This window comes from Streptomyces sp. NPDC005494, assembly GCF_042872025.1.
In the GTDB taxonomy this organism is placed as follows: Bacteria; Actinomycetota; Actinomycetes; order Streptomycetales; family Streptomycetaceae; genus Streptomyces.
The window spans coordinates 11,149-29,856 of sequence record NZ_JBIAJR010000010.1 but is presented as its reverse complement, the minus strand read 5'-3'; the positions used below and the strand labels follow the sequence as shown (position 1 = coordinate 29,856).

Annotated in this window: 20 protein-coding genes; 12 read left to right on the top strand and 8 right to left on the bottom strand. The window is 71.2% G+C overall.

Annotation, left to right across the window (positions count from 1 at the left end):
* Positions 1-173: 173 nt before the first annotated feature.
* From ACFYQ6_RS26470 to ACFYQ6_RS26445, 6 genes are all read left to right on the top strand, one after another.
* On the top strand, positions 174-842 hold the full coding sequence (locus tag ACFYQ6_RS26470) for a DUF4097 family beta strand repeat-containing protein (RefSeq protein WP_361575753.1): 669 nt from the start codon (positions 174-176) through the stop codon (positions 840-842).
* A 26-nt stretch (positions 843-868) separates the two neighbouring features.
* Entirely contained in the window at positions 869-1,831 is a 963-nt protein-coding gene (locus ACFYQ6_RS26465; RefSeq protein ID WP_388765242.1) for an ATP-binding cassette domain-containing protein, read from the top strand.
* On the top strand, positions 1,828-2,604 hold the full coding sequence (locus ACFYQ6_RS26460) for an ABC transporter permease (protein WP_388765240.1): 777 nt from the start codon (positions 1,828-1,830) through the stop codon (positions 2,602-2,604). Before ACFYQ6_RS26465 ends, ACFYQ6_RS26460 begins: the two co-directional genes overlap by 4 nt.
* Before the next feature lie 202 nt (positions 2,605-2,806).
* Positions 2,807-3,157 (top strand): hypothetical protein, encoded by a 351-nt coding sequence (locus ACFYQ6_RS26455; RefSeq protein ID WP_388765238.1) that lies wholly within the window; start codon positions 2,807-2,809, stop codon positions 3,155-3,157.
* Positions 3,158-3,234: 77 nt separating this feature from the next.
* Entirely contained in the window at positions 3,235-3,642 is a 408-nt protein-coding gene (locus tag ACFYQ6_RS26450) for an SRPBCC family protein (RefSeq protein ID WP_388765236.1), read from the top strand.
* A 94-nt stretch (positions 3,643-3,736) separates the two neighbouring features.
* Positions 3,737-4,495 carry a DUF4253 domain-containing protein gene (locus ACFYQ6_RS26445; protein ID WP_388765234.1) on the top strand — a complete coding sequence of 253 codons (759 nt, stop codon included), beginning with the start codon at positions 3,737-3,739 and terminating at the stop codon, positions 4,493-4,495.
* 19 nt (positions 4,496-4,514) lie between these two features.
* On the opposite strand, the gene ACFYQ6_RS26440 is transcribed toward ACFYQ6_RS26445, so the two are convergent.
* Complete coding sequence (locus ACFYQ6_RS26440) at positions 4,515-5,831, bottom strand: hypothetical protein (RefSeq protein WP_388765232.1); 1,317 nt, start codon at positions 5,829-5,831, stop codon at positions 4,515-4,517.
* Positions 5,832-6,008: 177 nt separating this feature from the next.
* On the opposite strand from ACFYQ6_RS26440, the gene ACFYQ6_RS26435 reads away from it, so the two are divergent.
* Genes ACFYQ6_RS26435 through ACFYQ6_RS26425 form a run of 3 tightly spaced genes read left to right on the top strand, consistent with a single transcriptional unit; the run spans position 6,009 to position 8,652 of the window.
* Positions 6,009-6,845, top strand: coding sequence for a CPBP family intramembrane glutamic endopeptidase (locus tag ACFYQ6_RS26435; protein WP_388765230.1), 837 nt, complete (start codon positions 6,009-6,011; stop codon positions 6,843-6,845).
* Positions 6,842-7,996: a sensor histidine kinase gene (locus ACFYQ6_RS26430; RefSeq protein ID WP_388765228.1), complete on the top strand. Its 1,155-nt coding sequence runs from the start codon at positions 6,842-6,844 to the stop codon at positions 7,994-7,996. The genes ACFYQ6_RS26435 and ACFYQ6_RS26430 overlap by 4 nt, the downstream gene beginning before the upstream one ends.
* Positions 7,993-8,652: a response regulator gene (locus ACFYQ6_RS26425; protein WP_388765226.1), complete on the top strand. Its 660-nt coding sequence runs from the start codon at positions 7,993-7,995 to the stop codon at positions 8,650-8,652. Before ACFYQ6_RS26430 ends, ACFYQ6_RS26425 begins: the two co-directional genes overlap by 4 nt.
* Before the next feature lie 5 nt (positions 8,653-8,657).
* On the opposite strand, the gene ACFYQ6_RS26420 is transcribed toward ACFYQ6_RS26425, so the two are convergent.
* A complete protein-coding gene (locus tag ACFYQ6_RS26420; protein WP_388765223.1) occupies positions 8,658-9,059 on the bottom strand; it encodes an ATP-binding protein in 402 nt (133 codons plus the stop codon).
* Between the two features lie 113 nt (positions 9,060-9,172).
* Here ACFYQ6_RS26420 and ACFYQ6_RS26415 point away from each other — a divergent pair, with 113 nt between their 5' ends.
* Both ACFYQ6_RS26415 and ACFYQ6_RS26410 read left to right on the top strand, forming a co-directional pair.
* Positions 9,173-9,997, top strand: coding sequence for a helix-turn-helix transcriptional regulator (locus ACFYQ6_RS26415; RefSeq protein WP_361586457.1), 825 nt, complete (start codon positions 9,173-9,175; stop codon positions 9,995-9,997).
* Positions 9,994-10,236, top strand: a complete 243-nt coding sequence (locus ACFYQ6_RS26410) for a DUF397 domain-containing protein (protein ID WP_388765221.1) — start codon at positions 9,994-9,996, stop codon at positions 10,234-10,236. Before ACFYQ6_RS26415 ends, ACFYQ6_RS26410 begins: the two co-directional genes overlap by 4 nt.
* Positions 10,237-10,252: 16 nt before the next feature.
* Here the strand turns inward: ACFYQ6_RS26410 and ACFYQ6_RS26405 are convergent, their stop codons facing one another.
* Positions 10,253-11,221, bottom strand: a complete 969-nt coding sequence (locus ACFYQ6_RS26405; RefSeq protein ID WP_388765219.1) for a MarR family transcriptional regulator — start codon at positions 11,219-11,221, stop codon at positions 10,253-10,255.
* 436 nt (positions 11,222-11,657) lie between these two features.
* Positions 11,658-12,653, bottom strand: a complete 996-nt coding sequence (gene hemB, locus ACFYQ6_RS26400; protein ID WP_388765217.1) for a porphobilinogen synthase — start codon at positions 12,651-12,653, stop codon at positions 11,658-11,660.
* 140 nt (positions 12,654-12,793) lie between these two features.
* Here hemB and ACFYQ6_RS26395 point away from each other — a divergent pair, with 140 nt between their 5' ends.
* On the top strand, positions 12,794-13,531 hold the full coding sequence (locus ACFYQ6_RS26395; protein ID WP_361586468.1) for a class I SAM-dependent methyltransferase: 738 nt from the start codon (positions 12,794-12,796) through the stop codon (positions 13,529-13,531).
* A 99-nt stretch (positions 13,532-13,630) separates the two neighbouring features.
* Here the strand turns inward: ACFYQ6_RS26395 and ACFYQ6_RS26390 are convergent, their stop codons facing one another.
* Genes ACFYQ6_RS26390 through ACFYQ6_RS26375 form a run of 4 tightly spaced genes read right to left on the bottom strand, consistent with a single transcriptional unit; the run spans position 13,631 to position 18,547 of the window.
* On the bottom strand, positions 13,631-15,298 hold the full coding sequence (locus ACFYQ6_RS26390; protein ID WP_361586470.1) for a bifunctional uroporphyrinogen-III C-methyltransferase/uroporphyrinogen-III synthase: 1,668 nt from the start codon (positions 15,296-15,298) through the stop codon (positions 13,631-13,633).
* Positions 15,295-16,281 (bottom strand): hydroxymethylbilane synthase, encoded by a 987-nt coding sequence (hemC, locus tag ACFYQ6_RS26385; protein WP_361586473.1) that lies wholly within the window; start codon positions 16,279-16,281, stop codon positions 15,295-15,297. Before hemC ends, ACFYQ6_RS26390 begins: the two co-directional genes overlap by 4 nt.
* Positions 16,278-17,765 carry a glutamyl-tRNA reductase gene (locus tag ACFYQ6_RS26380; protein ID WP_361586476.1) on the bottom strand — a complete coding sequence of 496 codons (1,488 nt, stop codon included), beginning with the start codon at positions 17,763-17,765 and terminating at the stop codon, positions 16,278-16,280. The genes hemC and ACFYQ6_RS26380 overlap by 4 nt, the downstream gene beginning before the upstream one ends.
* Positions 17,762-18,547: a redox-sensing transcriptional repressor Rex gene (locus ACFYQ6_RS26375; protein ID WP_361586478.1), complete on the bottom strand. Its 786-nt coding sequence runs from the start codon at positions 18,545-18,547 to the stop codon at positions 17,762-17,764. Before ACFYQ6_RS26375 ends, ACFYQ6_RS26380 begins: the two co-directional genes overlap by 4 nt.
* Positions 18,548-18,708 lie beyond the last annotated feature (161 nt).

The window sequence follows — 18,708 nt, the reverse complement described above, 5'->3', positions numbered from 1 at the left end:
TGCAACGACCCCGGAGCCTCCCGTTGCATTGACCGCGCAAGCATTGCAACGAAAACCGGGCTACTGCCTGCAATTACAGGGATTTGACACAGCAAGCTTGTTGCCGGTTCCTCGAACGCAACGTAGCGTTTCCATCATCAGAAACAAGGAAGCAAGGAAACAAGGAGCGCACGATGCAGAAGTTCGACACCCCCGCCCCCGTCTCCGCCCACCTCGGCATCCCCGCAGGGCGACTCCAGGTCATCGCCGCGGACCGCACCGACACCACCGTCGAGGTCCGCCCCGCCGACCCCTCCAAGAGCCGCGACGTGAAGGCGGCCGAACAGACCGAAGTCACCTACAGGGACGGCGTCCTGCGCATCCAGGCACCGGCGGCGAAGAACCGGATCCTCGGCAACTCCGGCTCCGTGGAGGTCACCGTCCAGCTGCCCGCCGGCTCGCGGGTCGAGGCGAAGGCAGACGCCGCCGAGTTCCGTGGTGTGGGACGCCTCGGTGACGTCGACTTCGACGGCGGCCACGGCTCGGTCAAGGTGGACGAGGCCGCGAGCGCCCGCCTCACCGGCCTCGACGCCCACATCACCGTCGGCCGGCTGAACGGCCCCGGCGAGATCAGCACCCAGCGAGGCGACGTGCACGTCGTCGAGGCGGTGCGCGGACACCTCACCCTGACCACCCAGCAGGGCGACATCACCGTCGGCGCCGCCCGCGAGGTCTCCGCGTCCCTGGACGCCGGCACCGCCTACGGCCGGATCGACAACGCGCTGAAGAACACCGGCGGCGCACCCGGTCTGACCATCAAGGCGACCACCTCCCAGGGCGACATCACCGCCCGCAGCCTCTGACCACGACATCCGAAGGAGCACCCGGCATGACGAACCCGGCCATCGCGGCGAACGGGCTGCGCAAGTCCTACGACGGCAGGACCGTCCTGGACGGCATCGATCTGACGGTCCCGCAGGGAACGGTCTTCTCCCTGCTCGGCCCCAACGGCGCCGGAAAGACCACCGCCGTCAAACTGCTCTCCACCCTCATCACCCCGGACCCCGGTTCCGGCGACATCCGTGTCGCCGGCCACGACCTCGCCACCGAACCCCAGGCGGTGCGTGCCGCGATCGGTGTCACCGGGCAGTTCTCCGCCGTGGACGGGCTGATCACCGGTGAGGAGAACATGCTCCTCATGGCCGACCTGCACCACCTCTCCAAAACGGAGGGCCGTCGGGTCACCGCGGAGCTGCTGGAGCGCTTCGACCTCACCGAGGCCGCGAAGAAGCCCGCCTCCACCTACTCCGGCGGCATGAAGCGCCGCCTGGACATCGCCATGACCCTGGTCGGCGACCCGAGGATCATCTTCCTCGACGAGCCCACCACCGGCCTCGACCCCCGCTCGCGCCACACCATGTGGAAGATCATCCGCGAACTCGTCGCCGGCGGCGTCACCGTCTTCCTCACCACCCAGTACCTCGAAGAGGCCGACGAACTCGCCGACCGCATCGCCGTACTCAACGACGGCAGGATCGCCGCCGAAGGCACCGCCGACGAACTCAAGCGCCTCATCCCCGGCGGCCACGTACGCCTGCGCTTCACCGACCCCACCGCCTACCGCACCGCGGCACACGCCCTGCACGACGCCACCCAGGACGACGAAGCCCTCTCGCTCCAGATCCTCAGCGACGGAAGCCAGCGCGACCTGCGCACCATCCTCGACCGCCTCGACACCGCCGCCATCGAGGCCGACGAACTCACCGTCCACACCCCCGACCTCGACGACGTCTTCTTCGCCCTCACCGGCTCCACCACCGTCCCCGCCCAGTCCAAGGAGACAGCCCGATGAGCAACCTCACCCTCGCCGTCCGCGACTCCACCACCATGCTGCGCCGTAACCTCCTGCACGCCCGGCGCTACCCCTCCCTCACCCTGAACCTGCTGCTCACCCCCGTCATGCTCCTGCTGCTCTTCGTCTACATCTTCGGCGACACCATGAGCGGCGGCGCGGGCCGCGACGAGTACGTCGCCTACATCGTCCCCGGCATCCTGCTGATGACCATCGGCTCCACGACGATCGGCACCGCCGTCTCGGTCTCCACCGACATGAGCGAAGGCATCATCGCCCGCTTCCGCACCATGGCCATCCACCGGAGCTCCATCCTCTTCGGACACGTCGTCGGCAGCGTGCTGCAGACGATCGTCAGCGTGGTCCTCGTCGGCGCCGTCGGTGTCGCCATGGGCTTCCGCTCCACCGACGCCAGCGTCCTGGAGTGGCTGGCGGCCTTCGGCCTCCTCGCCCTCTTCGCGCTGGCCTTCACCTGGATCGCGGTCGGCATGGGCCTCGCCAGCCCCAACGCCGAAGCCGCCAGCAACAACGCCATGCCGCTGATCCTGCTGCCCCTCATCTCCAGCGCCTTCGTGCCGCTGGACTCCATGCCGGGCTGGTTCCAGCCGATCGCCGAGTACCAGCCCTTCACCCCCGCCATCGAAACCCTCCGCGGCCTGCTCCTCGGCACGGAGATCGGCAACAACTGGTGGATCGCCCTCGTCTGGTGCCTCGGCCTCACCCTTCTCGGCCATCGCTGGTCCAAGGCACAGTTCAACAGCGATCCGAAGTAACCGGCATGACCGCGCGGGCCACCCCCCGCCCGACCGTCCCACCCGCTCCCCCAGGGCGGCGTACACCGGCACCGAGCCGGCCGTGCGCCGCCCTTCGGTCTGCCGGACACGCGGCGGGTCACCCCACGACAGCGGGGAACCGGGCCGGGACTGAGTACGACCGCTCATGTGCGCCGCCGTCCGCCCGAGTTGACTCGTACACATGACGAACGCCCCGCTCAGCCCCCGCGCCCCGCACGCCTGGGTCGCGCCCCTGGTCTCCACCCTCCTCACGCTGCCCGCGGCGGGTCTCGCCCTGCTGTACGGGGGCCTGTCCCCCATGGCCTGTGACTCCTGCAACGGTCCGCGGGCAGACCGCTTCACCGACTCGTGGAACACGGCCTGGACCGTGCTCAGCACCGGTCTCGTGCTGTCCCTGATCGTCCTCGTGGCGAGCTGGGCCGTGCCCTGGCAACGCCGGCAGAACGCGACACGGGCCTTCCTGGCCGTGGCCGCGCCCGCTGTCGTCGTGGTCTCGTTCATCGCGTTCATGGCACTCGTCGACTGGCCCTGACCACGAACAGGGGCCGCACGGGCTCCGCGTCCGATCCGTCCAAGACGGCGCACCGGCGACTCGGTAGCGTCAGCTCCATGACCACTTACGCCGGCGAATCCCGCCACATCAGCATCCACATCGAGCGCCCCGCCGAGGAGGTCTACGCCTACGCCTCGGACCCGTCCCACCTGCCCGAATGGGCCGCGGGTCTCGGGAAGTCGATCGAGGAGACCGACGGACGGTGGATCGCCGACTCGCCCATGGGGCGGGTCGTGGTCGATTTCGCGCCCAGGAACGACCTCGGCGTGCTCGACCACCACGTCACCCTCCCTTCGGGCGAAACCGTCTACAACCCGCTGCGGGTGATCGCCGACGGAGACGGGTGCGAGGTCGTGTTCACCCTGCGCCGCCGGCCGGACATGAGCGCCGACGACTTCCGGCGCGACGAGGCCGCGGTGGCAGCCGACCTGGTCACCCTCAAGCGCCTCGCCGAGCAGGCCTGAGGGCCCGCACCTGCGGAACGGCCCCCTTGAGCGGGAGCGGCAACGCACCGCCGCCGGACCCGCGTTGTCGGTGCCGGATCCTAGGCTGGTCTTCATGGCCTCCCTTCCGAACCAGCTGCCCCGGCTCGAACTCCCGTCGGGCACACTCCTGACCACCACGGCGGACGGGCCGTGGCACGAACCCCTCCTCTGGTACGCCGACGAGCCCTCCCGGCCGGGCGACTGGTCCCGGCTGCGGGCCACGGGCCGCCCGCTCGGCCTGCTCCCGGTCCTGCTCGAAGGCGGCGCGCGTGACGAGGGCCCCCAGCACTGGGAGCTCAGCCCCGCAGACACCACCTACCCAGGTGACCACGACGCCGAGGACGTACTCGCCGAGGCCTGGGAGGCCTACGCCTGCGACGAGTTGGGGAGCGAGCACGCCGAGTGGCCCGGACTGGCCCCGGCCCCGGCCGGGAGCACCTCCGAGACCCCGGACGAACTGGCCGCCGCGATAGCCGACATGATCGCGGAGACCGCACGGCCCGCGCTCGTCCCCGCCCGGCGCAGCGCCAACATCCCCGCGTCGATCGGCTGGTCGGGGCCGCTCAACCACGAGAACGACGTGGCCCGGCTCTGCGCGGTCCTGCGCTCCTGGGAGGACCGGTACGACATCAGGGTCGTCGCGCTCGGCTTCGACACCATGAAGGTGTCCGTGGGACGGCCGCCGACCACCGGGACGGAGGCCTACGCCCTGGCCGCCGAGCACTTCGCCTTCTGCCCGGACAACATCGACCGTGAGCCGCCGCACGGGCTGCGCGTCTACGCCGAGACACACCTGCTGGGACAGGAGGTGTGGACGTTCTGGTGGGACTGACCGGCCCCCACGGCGTCCGTCAGAGGAATCGTGAGCTGGTCACCGGTCCGGAGGAACGCAGCCGGGCCCGGTCACCCCTGAGCCAGGTACCGGCCACGGCGGAGACGAAGTCCGTGAGCTTCTCGGCAGGGTCGGCGGGCGTTTCCCCGTCCCCCGCCTCCGGTGCCGGATCGGCTCCCACGATCTCGGCGGCGACCGCCGCCTCCGGCCGCCGGTCCGGCTCCCCGCGCTCCACCTCACCGTCGGCGCCCTGGCGAAGGCCGGCCCCCCACGGCGCCACGGCCGACTGGTGGAGCAGCGTGACGCTGTCCGCGGTGACGGCGGGCGGGTCGGTCCAGCAGGAGGCGTGCTCGTGCAGGATCTGACCCGGCGCGCGTTCGAAGAGCTGCCCGATCGCCTCGGGCCCGCCGTCGGCGCGTGCCGTCTCGTCGAGGTCGTAGGCGATCACGACGGTGTTCTCCCGGCCGGCCTCGAAGGGTTCCGCCGGAAGACCCAGCACCTCGGCGGCGGCAAGGCCCAGGATCCTGCTCCCACGGTCCGGCAGCAGGGACACCGACCGAGGACGCACCCCGGCGGCGGCGACCACCGACTTCAGCCGCAACAGCCCGTGCAGGCAGAGCTCGTGGGAGTCCTGGAGATAGGCGTACCGGCCCGCCATGCCCGCGTCGAAGCCGAACGGGGACAGCGTGCCGAGCACGGTGCCTCCCATGACGTACTGCCAGCCGCGGAGATCGGAGTGGTCCAGCGGGCTCACCCGCCCCACGACCGAGGAACGCTCCAGCACACGGTTCTGCCGCTCCCGCGCACCGAGCCAGGTGTCGTCGGCGGGAGCGGGCAGGCGGGCATGCTGACGGCGGGCCAGTTCCAGGTCACCGGCCAGGACGGCGTTGAAGACCAGGAGATAGCGGTCGGGCCAGTCGGCGAGCCCGTCCTCGTGTGCGAGCAGGGCGTCGACGGCGTCCCGGTGCCGGCCCTCGTCCTCGTACGCCGAGGCCAGTTCACGCAGCAGGCCGGCGGACCCCGGCGCCAGGCGCAGCGCCTCCCGTAGCGCGGGTATCGCCAGGTAGGAGACACCGCGCTCCACGCACGCGTATCCGTAGTCGTAGAGCTGACGCGCCCGGTCGGGGTGTGCGGCCAGCGCCGTCGCGGCCTTCCGCAGGTCGTCGAACCCCGCCGCCCCGGCCGCCCGTCCGACCACGTCCGCGACCTCCCCCAGCGGCGCCGAGGAAACCTGCCTCAGCTCGCGCAAGGCGCCCGGGACGTCACCTCGGTCGAGGCACTCCCGGGCAGCGACCAGTTCGGGGGACGTGGGGCGGCGATTCCTGCGCGAGAACATGCGGCCGATCTTCCCCGCAGCCGGGAACGCCCTCAACCGAATTGATCACTCCCGGATGCCTGTCCCCCACGCGAGCTACGCGCAGGTGTCCACCGTGAGGTGACGATCGCGGACCGCCGGATCCGTAGCGTTCGAGGCGCCGCGGCACCCCGCCGCGGATCCGGTGAAGGAGTGCTCGTGAGATTCGTATGGCAACTGCTGGCCGTCGGGATCGTCTCCATGACCGGCGGTCAGGCCGTCGGCGCCGTCGAGGACAGCCCGTGGCTCCAGCTCGTCCTGGGCCTCCTGACCTCCGTGGCCGCCGTGCTCGTCTACGGATGGGTGGTGCGCAGGACGGAACACCGCCCGCCCACCGAGGTGGCCCGCACGGGTGCCGAAGCGGCGTTCGGCCGGGGACTGCTGATCGGCCTCGCCATGTTCGGCGCCGTCATCACGAACATCTACGTCAACGCCCACTACGAGATCAACGGACTGGGCTCCCCCGCCGGCGCCGTCGGGCTGGCCGGCTTCATGGCCGCCGCGGCCGTGACCGAGGAAGTGCTGTTCCGTGGCGTCCTGTTCCGGATCATCGAGGAACGCGTCGGCACCTGGACAGCCCTGGTCCTCACCGCGGTGCTGTTCGGCGCCGCGCACCTGCTGAACCCGAACGCCGACCTCTGGGGCGCCGTCGCCATCGCGATCGAGGCCGGCGGGATGCTCGCCGCCGCCTACGCCGCGACCCGCACCCTGTGGCTGCCGATCGGCCTGCACTTCGGCTGGAACTTCGCGGCGGCCGGCATCTTCAGCACCGAGGTCTCCGGAAACGACACCCCGCAGGGACTGCTGGACACCGTCACGTCGGGCCCGGAATGGGTCACCGGCGGAGCCTTCGGCCCGGAAGGAAGCGTGTACTCGGTGGTGTTCGGAGCCCTGATCACCGCCGCGTTCCTGTGGCTGGCCCACCGGCGCGGCAACCTGGTGCCCCGCCGCAGCCGCGCCGACAAGGCCGCCGCCGCCACTACACTCCCCCGATGACCGGACTCCCGCGGATCCTGGAACGGTGGCGCCGGCCGGACGCCGCACTCTGGTACACCCCGCTGGCACTGCTGCTCCTCGCCGCGTCGTTCCTGCCGGGGTTCCGCAACAACGGTACGGAGCTCGGCGGTCTGCCGGACCGCCCCTTCGACACCCTGGCCGTCGTGGCGATCGCCCTCCAGTCCCTCCCGCTCGCCGGACGCAGGCGATGGCCCGTCATCTGCTTCGCCGTGGTGTCGCTCGGCTTCGCCCTCGACCAGCTCCGCGGCTACCACACCCTCGCGGGCACCGCGCTGCCCATCGCGCTGATCAGCGTGGCGTCACTCGTGGAACACCACCGGCGGGCCGCCGCGATCGTCTTCACCGCCGCGTACGTCCCGCTCGCGGTCGCGCTCCACCGGCTCGGCCCGGGGGAGCCGCCCAGCGAGTTCGTGACGTTCTACCTGGCCGTGGCACTCGCCTGGGGCGTCGGGGTGTGGCTGCGCAACACCCGGGCCCTGGAGGCCGAACGCCGCCGCCGCGTCGCCGAGGACACCCGCACCGCCGAACGGGCGCGCATCGCCCGCGAACTCCACGACGTCGTGACCCACCACGTGACGGCGATGGTCGTACAGGCCGAGGCGGCGCGCTATCTCACCGCCGCACCCGACCGCCTCGACCAGAGCCTGACGGCCGTCACCGACACTGGCCGGCGAGCCATCACCGACCTGCGGCACCTGCTCGACCTGCTCAACCCCGACCACGGAACCCAGGCCGCACCGCCGCCCGTCGGCGGGCTCCTCAGCCTCGTCGAACAGACGCGGCGGGCGGGGCAGCCGGTGCAGTTCACGGAGGAGGGCGCACCCGCCGCGTCGACCGGCAGCGCCGACCTGGTCGCCTACCGGGTCGTGCAGGAGTCCCTGACGAACGCCCTCAAGTACGCTCATGGCAGCGCCACTTCGGTCAGGGTGCGCCACAGCGAGAAGGAGATCTCCGTGGAGGTCGGCACGGACGGCTCCAGCTCGAAGGCCGCGCCCACCGGCGGAAGCGGGCGGGGCCTGGCCGGTCTCCGCGAGCGCGTCGGCGTGCTGGGCGGCGACTTCAGCGCGGGCCGGCAGCCGGACGGCGGCTTCCTCGTCCGGGCCCGCATACCCGCCGGGAGCCCCTCGTGACCGAGCCGATCCGCGTCCTGATCTGCGACGACCAGGTACTGATCCGCACCGGGCTGGCGACGATCATCGACGCACAGCCCGACCTGGAGGTCGCCGGAGAATGCGGGGACGGGCGCACCGCCGTCGACCTCGCGGAGAGACTGTGCCCGGACGTCGTGGTCATGGACATCCGCATGCCGGTGCTCGACGGCATCGCGGCCACCCGCCTGCTGGCCGGCGCCGGAGTGCCCCACCCCGTCAAGGTGCTCGTGGTGACGACGTTCAACCTGGACGAGTACGTCTACGAGGCGCTGCGCGCCGGCGCGAGCGGATTCCTCCTCAAGGACGCCCCGCCGGACCGGCTGCTCCACGGCATCCGGACCGTGGCAGCGGGCGCCGCGCTGCTGGACCCCGAGGTGACACGCCAGCTCGTGGGCCGGTACGCCGCCCGGATCCGGCCCACGGACGGCAAGGGCCCCGACATCCCCCTGACACCGCGCGAACTGGAGGTCCTGCGCCTCATCGCGGACGGCCTCTCCAACAACGAGATCGCCGCGTCCCTCGTGATCAGCCGGGAGACGGTCAAGACCTTCGTCTCACGCATCCTCACCAAACTCGGACTGCGCGACCGGGTCCAAGCGGTCGTCTACGCCTACCGCCACGGCCTGGTGTCCTGACCCCGTCAGGCCTTCGTGAACGCGCACCACACGAGCTTCCCCGGGTCCCGCTCTCCCACGCCCCACCGATCGGCGAGCGCGTCGACGAGCAGCAGCCCACGCCCCGACTCACCGTCCGGCCGCCGCACCGCAGGCACCCCGCCCCCGCTGTCGTGCACCTCCACGGACAGCGCGCATCCCTCAGCCTCCAGCCTCAGCCGGACCAGGTACCCGCGCCCCGGCGGCACCCCGTGCAGCAGCGCGTTGGTCGCCAGCTCACTCACGCACACCAGCACGTCGTCGAGCCGCGCCCCGAACCCCCAGTCGGTCACGGCCTCGCGCGTGAACTCCCGTACCGCAGCGACCGAGCGGCGTTCACGCCGGCAGAAGCACTCACGGAGCAGCGAGAGTTGCATCGTCTCGTTCATGGGACGAGTGTCACTCTCTGTGCCTACTGTTCAGCAGTAGGTGAGCACGTACAGATCTCTTGTACGGGTCGCCGACGTGTGAAGTACGCACCAGGGCGGGGAGGCCGCACCGTATGCACCCCAGGAACCGGCAGCGCAGGAACGCGTCCGCCATGAAGCTCGTCGGCAAGCTGGTCGGCCTGTTCCGCGTCACGGCGGAGCTGACCCAGGCCCAGCTCGCGGACCGGGCAGCCGTACAGGTGGAGACGATCGCCTCCATCGAACAGGGCCGCCGCGCGCTGCTCCCCGACCTGGCCCGGCGCCTGGACGCCCTGCTGGACACGAAGGGGGCGCTGGAGACGGCCGTGGACAACATGCCGGAGGTGGACCTGATCCCGGCTTGGGCGGAGCAGTACATGGATCTGGAGCGGGAAGCGTTGGCGCTGTCCTGGTTCGAGAACCAGGTACTGCCGGGGCTGCTCCAGACGGAGAGCTACGCGCGGGCCGTGTTCCGCAGCAAGGTTCCGGTACTGAGCGCGGAAGAGATCGACGTGCAGGTATCGGCGCGCCTGGCACGCCAGGTCATCTTGCGTCGGCCTGTACCTCCCACCACAAGTTTCGTGGTTTCGGAAGCCGTCCTCCGAGACCGCCTCGGCGGCGACGATGTGTACTCAGAAACGCTCCACCACCTCCGCGTATGCGCAGACCTTCCTGGCATCACGCTGCAAGTCATGCCTCTCGGACGACGGACACACGCCGGACTGAACGGCCCGTTCATCCTGCTCGAGACGCCGGACTACCAACATCTCGGCTACACGGAAACCCAGCGTGGCAGCCAACTCGTGGCCGACCCGGATGAGGTCAGCATCCTGGCGCAGAAATATGCGATGCTGCGAACGCAGGCTCTGAACATCGAGGACACGAAAGGCCTGCTGGACCGGCTGCTAGGAGAGCTATGAGCACCGCACTTGAGTGGTTCAAGTCCAGCTACAGCGGCGACGAGGGCGGGGCTTGCTTGGAAGTCGCCTACGACTGGCGCAAGTCGAGCTACAGCGGCAGCGAAGGCGGGGCGTGCCTCGAAGTCGCCACGCACCCCACCGCCGTCCACGTCCGCGACTCCAAGGCCCCCGAGGGCCCCACCTTCACCGTCGCTCCCACCGCCTGGTCGGCCTTCGCCGCGTTCGCGGCCCGCAGCTGACCGGACGGGCAGGCGTTCAGGGGGCCTTGAGCAGGCCGCGAAGCTCAGCGACGTAGGTACGCACGTCCCGTTCGGCGGGCAGTTCGACGGGGACCTCCGGTGCCCCCTCGTCCGGCTCCCGACAGGCGCGGCAGAGGCCATCGGGAAGGGCCTCCGCGCGGCCGGGCACACCGCACTTGGTGCACTCCATCATCACCCGTCGGACCGGCGTACCGGGCGCGGGCGACACCGGCGCGGTGGGCACCTGGGGCGGGATCTTGTCCGTGAGGCGGCGGCGGACGAGGCCGACCGGTGAGTCGACCCCGGCGGGGAGCCCGGCGACGAGGGCCCGGACGAGGTAGTCGGCGTCCACTCCGCGCGTGAACCACTCGGCGGCCAGCGGCTCCAGGACCGCGCAGTCGGCGGCGGAGAGCGCCAGCCGGGCATCAACGCGGCCGAGCTGCGCCAAGGCCGCGTAAGCGGGTGAGTGCCCTTCTGTGACCGGCTCCGGTTCCTGCGCCCTCTGCTCGGGCACGACCGGGGCTGCGGCAGGGGCAACAGGGGCAACGACCGCCACAGGCTCGGGCGCGGCCGCCCGCTGGACCTCGGCAGCCATCAGCGCGCCCCACCACTCGTTGTCGCGGGCCGTTCGGGACCAGAACGTGCGGAAGACCCAGCGCACTTGTCCGCCCTCACCGGTCACCAGGCAGCGCACACGGCGCAGATACCCGGCGACGGACAGGGCTTTGAGGGCCGAGCCGACCGCCTGCTGCCCGTAGAGCGGCAGTTGCTTGGCCAGCCCCTTGACGTCCATCGCCGCGCCCTCGGGAAGCTGGTCGATGAACCCGGCGATGTTCCGCTCCCGCAGCGGCAGCAGCATGAAGTCATCGGCGCAGCGCGGCTGTTGGTCCGGCGCGGATCGCTTGCCGTAGCCGGGACTGGCCATCGGGTACGGGCGCGAGGAGGCGGGGGCGCTCGGGGCGGAGCTAAGGTGCTGGATAGCCACGGGATCGCTCTTTCGATCTTGCGGTGAGACCCCGGCCTGGTGTTGTCAGCACCGCGTCGGGGTCGTTCTGTTTCCGCACCGTAAGCAGTCGCCACGCTCCGCTGCAAGTCGGTCACGATTAGTCATACTTGCTGGCCGTGACGGGGCGGGGAGGTAGGGGAGGTTTACCCGAACCTTCTTCTCCCTACCGGGTAAAGAAGGCGCTCGAATCCCGAAGCCCGCATCTCGCCGCCCGGGTCCCGAAGCTCAAGCATCGGGCCCGCGCCACCGGAAACGTCCCCCGGGAGGGTGAACACACCCCTCCCGAAGCTCGGCCCCCGAATCCCGGCGCTCGGAGTCCGAGCTTCGAGCACCGGGTTCACGCCGCCGCGTCCGTGACAGCCGGAAGCGGGCCACGACCTGTCGTGACCCGCCTCCGAGACTCCGTGCCGGGCCGTCAGCGCCCGAGCTTCTGCGCGACCTCCGTCGCCCAGTACGTCAGGATCATCCGCGCACCCGCGCGCCGGATGCCCGTCAGGCTCTCCAGGATCGCCGCGTCCCGGTCGATCCAGCCCTTCTCGGCGGCGGCCTCGATCATGGCGTACTCACCGCTGATCTGGTACGCCGCGACCGGCACGTCCACGGCGTCGGCGACCTTGGCGAGGATGTCCAGGTAGGGCCCGGCGGGCTTGACCATGACCATGTCGGCGCCCTCCTCCAGGTCCAGCGCCAGCTCGCGCAGCGACTCCCGGATGTTCGCCGGGTCCTGCTGGTAGGTCTTGCGGTCGCCCTGGAGCGAGGAGCCGACCGCCTCGCGGAACGGACCGTAGAAGGCCGAGGAGTACTTCGCGGTGTAGGCGAGGATCGACACGTCCTCGTGGCCCGTCTGGTCCAGCGCGTCGCGGATCACTCCGACCTGGCCGTCCATCATGCCGCTGGGGCCCACCACGTGCGCACCCGCGTCCGCCTGGACCTGGGCCATCTCGGCGTACCGCTCCAGCGTGGCGTCGTTGTCGACGCGGCCGTCCTCGGTCAGCACCCCGCAGTGGCCGTGGTCGGTGTACTCGTCCAGACAGAGGTCGGACATGATCACCAGGTCGTCGCCGACCTCTTCCCGCACCGCCCGCAGGCCGACCTGGAGGATGCCGTCCGGGTCGGTCCCCGCCGTGCCCCGGGCGTCCTTCTTCTCGTCCAGCGGGACGCCGAAGAGCATGATCCCCGAGACACCCGCCGCGACGGCGTCGACGGCGGCCTTCCGCAGCGTGTCCAGGGTGTGCTGCTGGACACCCGGCATGGCCGAGATCGCGACCGGGGCGTCGATGCCCTCGCGCACGAACGCGGGCAGGATCAGGTTCGCAGGGTCGAGCCGGGTCTCGGCGACCATGCGCCGCATGACGGGGGTCGTCCGCAGCCGGCGGGGCCGCGAGCCGGGGAAGTTTCCGTAGTCGGTCATCCTTCGAGCCTAGACCCGCACACATCACCGGTTTACCGACAGCCCAGCCGGAAAAACAAGGCCGGACCCGACCGCCCTGACACGGCACCGGACGGAAATCACGTCGACAGAACCCCGGGAACCCGGCAGAGTGCCCGCCCGTGACGAGCAGCGAACTGTGGGACCACGCGACCGCCGACCGCTACGACACCGAAGAGGCGCCGAGATCCACCGCCGCCTTTCTCGGACCGACACTCGACTTCCTCTCCGAACTCGCCGGCGACGGGCGGGCCCTGGAGTTCGCCATCGGGACCGGCCGCGTCGGCATCCCGCTCCGTGAACGCGGCGTACCCGTGACCGGCATCGAACTCTCCGAGCACATGGCAGCCGTACTACGACGCAAGATCGACGAGGACCGGCTCCCGGTCACCGTCGGGGACATGGCCACCACCGTCGTCCCCGGCACGTTCTCGCTGGTCTACGTCGTCTACAACACCATCTCGAACCTGCTCACCCAGGACGAGCAGGTCGAGTGCTTCCGCAACGCCGCGCGCCACCTGGAACCCGGCGGCCGGTTCGTCGTCGAGCTCGGTGTGCCACCGCTGCGGCTCCTGCCCCCGACGCAGACCGCGGTTCCGTTCGACGTATCCGAGCGGCACCTCGGCTTCGACACCTTCGACCTGGTCGGCCAGCTCCTCGTCTCGCACCACTTCACCCGCGAGGAAGACGGCCGCTACCGCCGTGGCAGCTGCCGCCAGCGGTACGCCTGGCCGGCGGAACTCGACCTCATGGCGAGGATCGCCGGGCTCCAGCTGGAACGCCGGGTCGCCGACTGGGAGGGGACACCGTTCACGCAGGACTCCGGCGGACACATCTCCGTGTGGCGCAAGCCGGTCTGAGGCCGGAGAGCCCCGGGACCGCCCGCGCGCGGGTACGCGAAGGGCCCGGCCGCTTCCCCCGAGGAAGCGACCGGGCCCACGAATCCGCTGCCCGCCGGATCAGGTCGTCGACCTGCGACGCCGCGCGCCCGGGCGCCGCTCGCTCGGCCGGGTCACCGGGTCACCGGCCTCCTTGGCCGCGTCCCGGCGCTGCGCGCCGAAGTCCGCCAACGCCTGCGCCAGCTTGTGGACCGACGGCTCCGGGGAGAGGACGTCGACCCGCAGGCCGTGCTCCTCCGCCGTCTTCGCCGTCGCGGGACCGATGCACGCGATCACGGTCACGTTGTGCGGCTTGCCCGCGATACCGACCAGGTTGCGGACGGTCGAGGACGACGTGAAGAGCACCGCGTCGAAGCCGCCGCCCTTGATCGCCTCACGGGTGTCCGCCGGCGGCGGCGAAGCGCGCACCGTGCGGTAGGCGGTGACGTCGTCGACCTCCCAGCCCAGCTCGATGAGCCCGGCCACCAGCGTCTCCGTGGCGATGTCGGCGCGCGGCAGGAACACCCGGTCGATCGGGTCGAAGACCGGGTCGTACGGCGGCCAGTCCTCCAGCAGACCCGCGGCCGACTGCTCACCCGAGGGCACCAGGTCCGGCTTCACACCGAAGTCGACGAGCGCGGCGGCGGTCTGCTCGCCGACGGCCGCGACCTTGATCCCGGCGAAGGCACGGGCGTCCAGCCCGTACTCCTCGAACTTCTCCCGTACGGCCTTCACCGCGTTCACCGAGGTGAACGCGATCCACTCGTACCGCCCGGTGACCAGGCCCTTGACCGCCCGCTCCATCTGCTGGGGCGTACGCGGCGGCTCGACGGCGATCGTCGGGACCTCGTGCGGCACGGCACCGTAGGAACGCAGTTGGTCGGAGAGCGACGCCGCCTGCTCCTTCGTACGCGGCACGAGCACCTTCCAGCCGAACAGCGGCTTGGACTCGAACCACGCGAGCTGGTCGCGCTGGGCGGCGGAGCTGCGCTCCCCGACCACGGCTATGACGGGCAGGTGCCCCTCGGGCGAGGGGAGGACCTTCGCCTGCTTCAGGACCTGGGCGATCGTCCCGAGCGTCGCCGTCCAGGTGCGCTGGCGGGTCGTCGTCCCCGCGAGCGTGACGGTGAGCGGGGTGTCGGGCTTGCGGCCCGCCGAGACCAGCTCGCCGGCCGCAGCGGCCACCGAGTCGAGCGACGCCGACACCACGGCCGTCGCGTCACTCGCCCCGACCTCGGACCAGCAGCGGTCCGAAGCGGTGCGCGCGTCGACGAACCGCACGTCCGCCCCCTGCGCGTCGCGCAGCGGCACACCGGCGTACGCGGGCACGCCGACGGCGTTCGCGATGCCGGGCACGACCTCGAAAGGCACGCCCGCGGCGGCGCAGGCCAGCATCTCGGCGCCCGTGTTGCCGTCCAGACCGGGGTCCCCGGTGACGGCACGGACGACCCGCCTGCCGCCCTTCGCTGCCTCCATGACAAGATTGGCGGCGTCCCTGAGAACGGGTACTCCGGCGGGCGTTGACGCCATGTCAACAACCGCCAGCTCAGGCGTGCTTACCCCTGCCCGCGCATGGCAGCGGACGACGTCGAGAACCTCGGGTTCCGCGACAAGGACGTCCGCGCTCGCAAGCGCCTCGACGGCGCGGAGTGTCAGCAGCCCCGGGTCGCCGGGACCGGCGCCGAGGAAGGTGACATGCCCTGAGGACAGGACAGGGAAGTCGGATACGACAGGGCCGGTGGGGCTCAAAGTGCTCGCTCCCCCATAAGACCGGCCGCACCCTTGGCGAGCATCTCGGCCGCGAGCTCGCGACCGAGGGCCGCCGCGTCGTCGTGCGACGTGGGGACGGGACCGGTGATGGACAGCTGCACCAGGGAAGTGCCGTCGGTGGAACCGACGACACCGCGCAGGCGCAGTTCGTTGACAATCTGCCCGTCGGCCAGGAGATCGGCCAGCGCACCCACAGGTGCGGAACAGCCGGCCTCCAGGGCGTTGAGCAGGGCGCGCTCGGCGGTCACGGCGACCCGGGTGTACGGGTCGTCGAGCTCGGCGAGAGCTGCGGCAAGGTCCGCGCTGCTTTCAGCGCATTCGATCGCCAGTGCTCCCTGGCCGGGAGCGGGCAGGACGGTGTCGACCGGCAGGAAGCCGGTGACCTCGTCCGTGCGTCCGAGGCGGCTGAGCCCGGCGGCGGCGAGAACCACCGCGTCCAGCTCCCCGCTTCGTACAAATCCGATACGCGTATCGACGTTGCCGCGGATGGCGACGGTCTCTATCTCGAGGCCGTGCGAGCGGGCGTACGCGTTGAGCTGCGCCATGCGGCGCGGTGAACCCGTGCCGATGCGGGCACCGGGCGGCAGCTGCTCGAAGGTCAGCCCGTCCCTCGCCACCAGCGCGTCGCGCGGATCCTCGCGCACCGGCACCGCGGCCAGGACGAGTCCCTCCGGCTGCGTGGTCGGCAGGTCCTTGAGCGAGTGGACGGCGAAGTCCACCTCACCGCTCAGCAGCGCCTCGCGCAGGGCCGCGACGAACACGCCGGTCCCGCCGATCTGCGCCAGGTGCTCCCGGGAGATGTCTCCGTACGTGGTGATCTCGACGAGCTCGACGGCACGCCCGGTCACCTCACGGACCGCATCAGCGACCATGCCGGACTGCGCCATGGCGAGCTTGCTGCGCCGGGTGCCTAGCCGGAGGGGTGTGGTGGTCTCCCCGCCCAGGGGTGAGTTGTCGGTCATGACCGCCCTCTATTCGGGTCGTTCAGGTCTGCCCGTGAGACGGCGGCCACCGTCTGCGGGTCGAGGTCGAAGAGTTCACGCAGCGCATCGGCGTACCCGGCGCCGCCGGGCTCGCTCGCGAGCTGCTTGACCCGCACGGTGGGCGCGTGCAGGAGCTTGTCGACGACGCGGCGCACGGTCTGCGTGATCTCGGCGCGCTGCTTCTCGTCCAGGTCGGGGAGTCGCCCGTCGAGCCGCGCGATCTCGCCGGCCACCACATCGGCGGCCATGGTGCGCAGGGCGACGACGGTCGGGGTGATGTGGGCGGCGCGCTGGGCGGCCCCGAAGGCCGCGACCTCCTCGGCCACCATGGTGCGCACCTGGTCCACATCGGCGGCCATCGGGGCGTCCGCGGACGCCTCGGCGAGCGACTCGATGTCGACGAGGCGCACACCGGCGACGCGGTGGGCCGCTCCGTCGATGTCGCGCGGCATCGCGAGGTCCAGCAGGTACAGCCGGACGGGGCCTGCGGCGGCCGGGCGCGGCGGCACCGGGCGCACTGCCCGGTCCTGCGCGGCGGCGGAACCGTTCTCCACCCAGGCGGCGTGCTGGTCCAGCTCGTCGGCGGCCGGCGCGGCCGGGGCCTCGGGGGCCTGGGCCGCGCTGTCGTACGCGGCTCCGAGCGCTTCGGCGACGGCCGCGGCCGTCAGGACGAGACCCGTCGCCCCGGTACACGAGACGACCACGTCGGCACGTGTCAGTTCGTCCGGGACCTCGGCCATCTCCACGGCACGGGCGGCCGGAACCCCGGCCTGGCCGAGGATCTCCACGAGCCGGTCGGCACGGGCCCGGGTCCGGTTGGCGACGACGATCTCCTCGACGCCCGCGCGGGCCAGGGTGGCCGCGGCGAGCGAGGACATCGAGCCCGCCCCTATCACCAGGGCGCGCTTGCCGGCCGCCCACTCGGTGACCTCGGTGCCGTCCGCGAGCTGCTCCAGACCGAACGTGACGAGCGACTGCCCGGCGCGATCGATCCCCGTCTCGCTGTGGGCACGCTTACCGACCCGCAGGGCCTGCTGGAAGAGGTCGTTCAGGAGGCGGCCCGCGGTGTGGAGCTCCTGGCCCCGCGCGAGCGCGTCCTTGATCTGGCCGAGGATCTGGCCCTCGCCCACGACCATCGAGTCCAGCCCGCACGCCACCGAGAAGAGGTGGTGGACGGCGCGGTCCTCGTAGTGCACATAAAGATAAGGAGTGAGCTCGTCCAGACCCACGCCGCTGTGCTGCGCGAGAAGGGTGGACAGCTCGGCGACACCCGCGTGGAACTTGTCCACGTCCGCGTACAGCTCGATGCGGTTGCAGGTGGCCAGGACGGCGGCCTCGGTCGCGGGCTCCGCGGCGAGGGTGTCCTGGAGCAGCTTGACCTGGGCCTCGGCAGCCAGCGACGCCCGCTCCAGGACGGAGACGGGGGCGCTGCGGTGGCTCAGTCCTACGACGAGAAGGCTCATGCCGGCATCACGGCGGGCATGTCCCCGTCAGGTCCCTTCCGGCCGGCGGGGGTGGCGCGCATCGGCGGCGCCTCTTCCTCGTCGGCCTCGACGACGGCCCTGCCGTCGGCGGCGGCCTCCTCGCCGGCCTTGCGCTGCTCGTGGAAGGCGAGGATCTGCAGCTCGATCGAGAGATCGACCTTGCGCACGTCGACACCGTCGGGCACGGAGAGCACCGTCGGCGCGAAGTTCAGGATGGAGGTCACACCGGCCGCGACGAGCCGGTCGCAGACCTGCTGGGCCGCGCCGGGCGGGGTGGTGATGACGCCGATGGACACACCGTTCTCGCTGATGATCCGGTCCAGGTCATCGGTGTGCTGGACGGCGATCCCGGCCACGGGCGTACCCGCCATGGAGGGGTCGGCGTCGATCAGCGCGGCGACCCGGAAGCCACGGGAGGCGAACCCGCCGTAGTTGGCGAGCGCGGCGCCGAGGTTACCGATGCCGACGATCGCGACGGGCCAGTCCTGGGTGAGCCCGAGCTCACGGGAGATCTGGTAGACGAGGTACTCGACGTCGTACCCGACACCACGCGTGCCGTAGGACCCCAGATAGCTGAAGTCCTTGCGCAGCTTGGCGGAGTTGACCCCCGCCGCCGCGGCGAGTTCCTCGGACGAGACCGTGGGAACCGAGCGCTCGGAGAGCGCCGTCAGTGCGCGGAGATACAGCGGAAGCCGGGCGACGGTGGCCTCGGGAATTCCTCGGCTACGGGTCGCCGGTCGGTGAGTTCGGCCAGTTGCCACGGTGCTCCTGCGGGATGAGCGGGGCTGCAGGCGGCCGTATGTCCTATGACCGCCCCGTCGACAGCAGGCTATGTCTTTGTGAACGCGTGCACAAAGATTGTGTCCGTTTTGTCTGGTCAAAGTGACCGGGGTCACGCATATTCCCCGCGCGATCCCGGAAC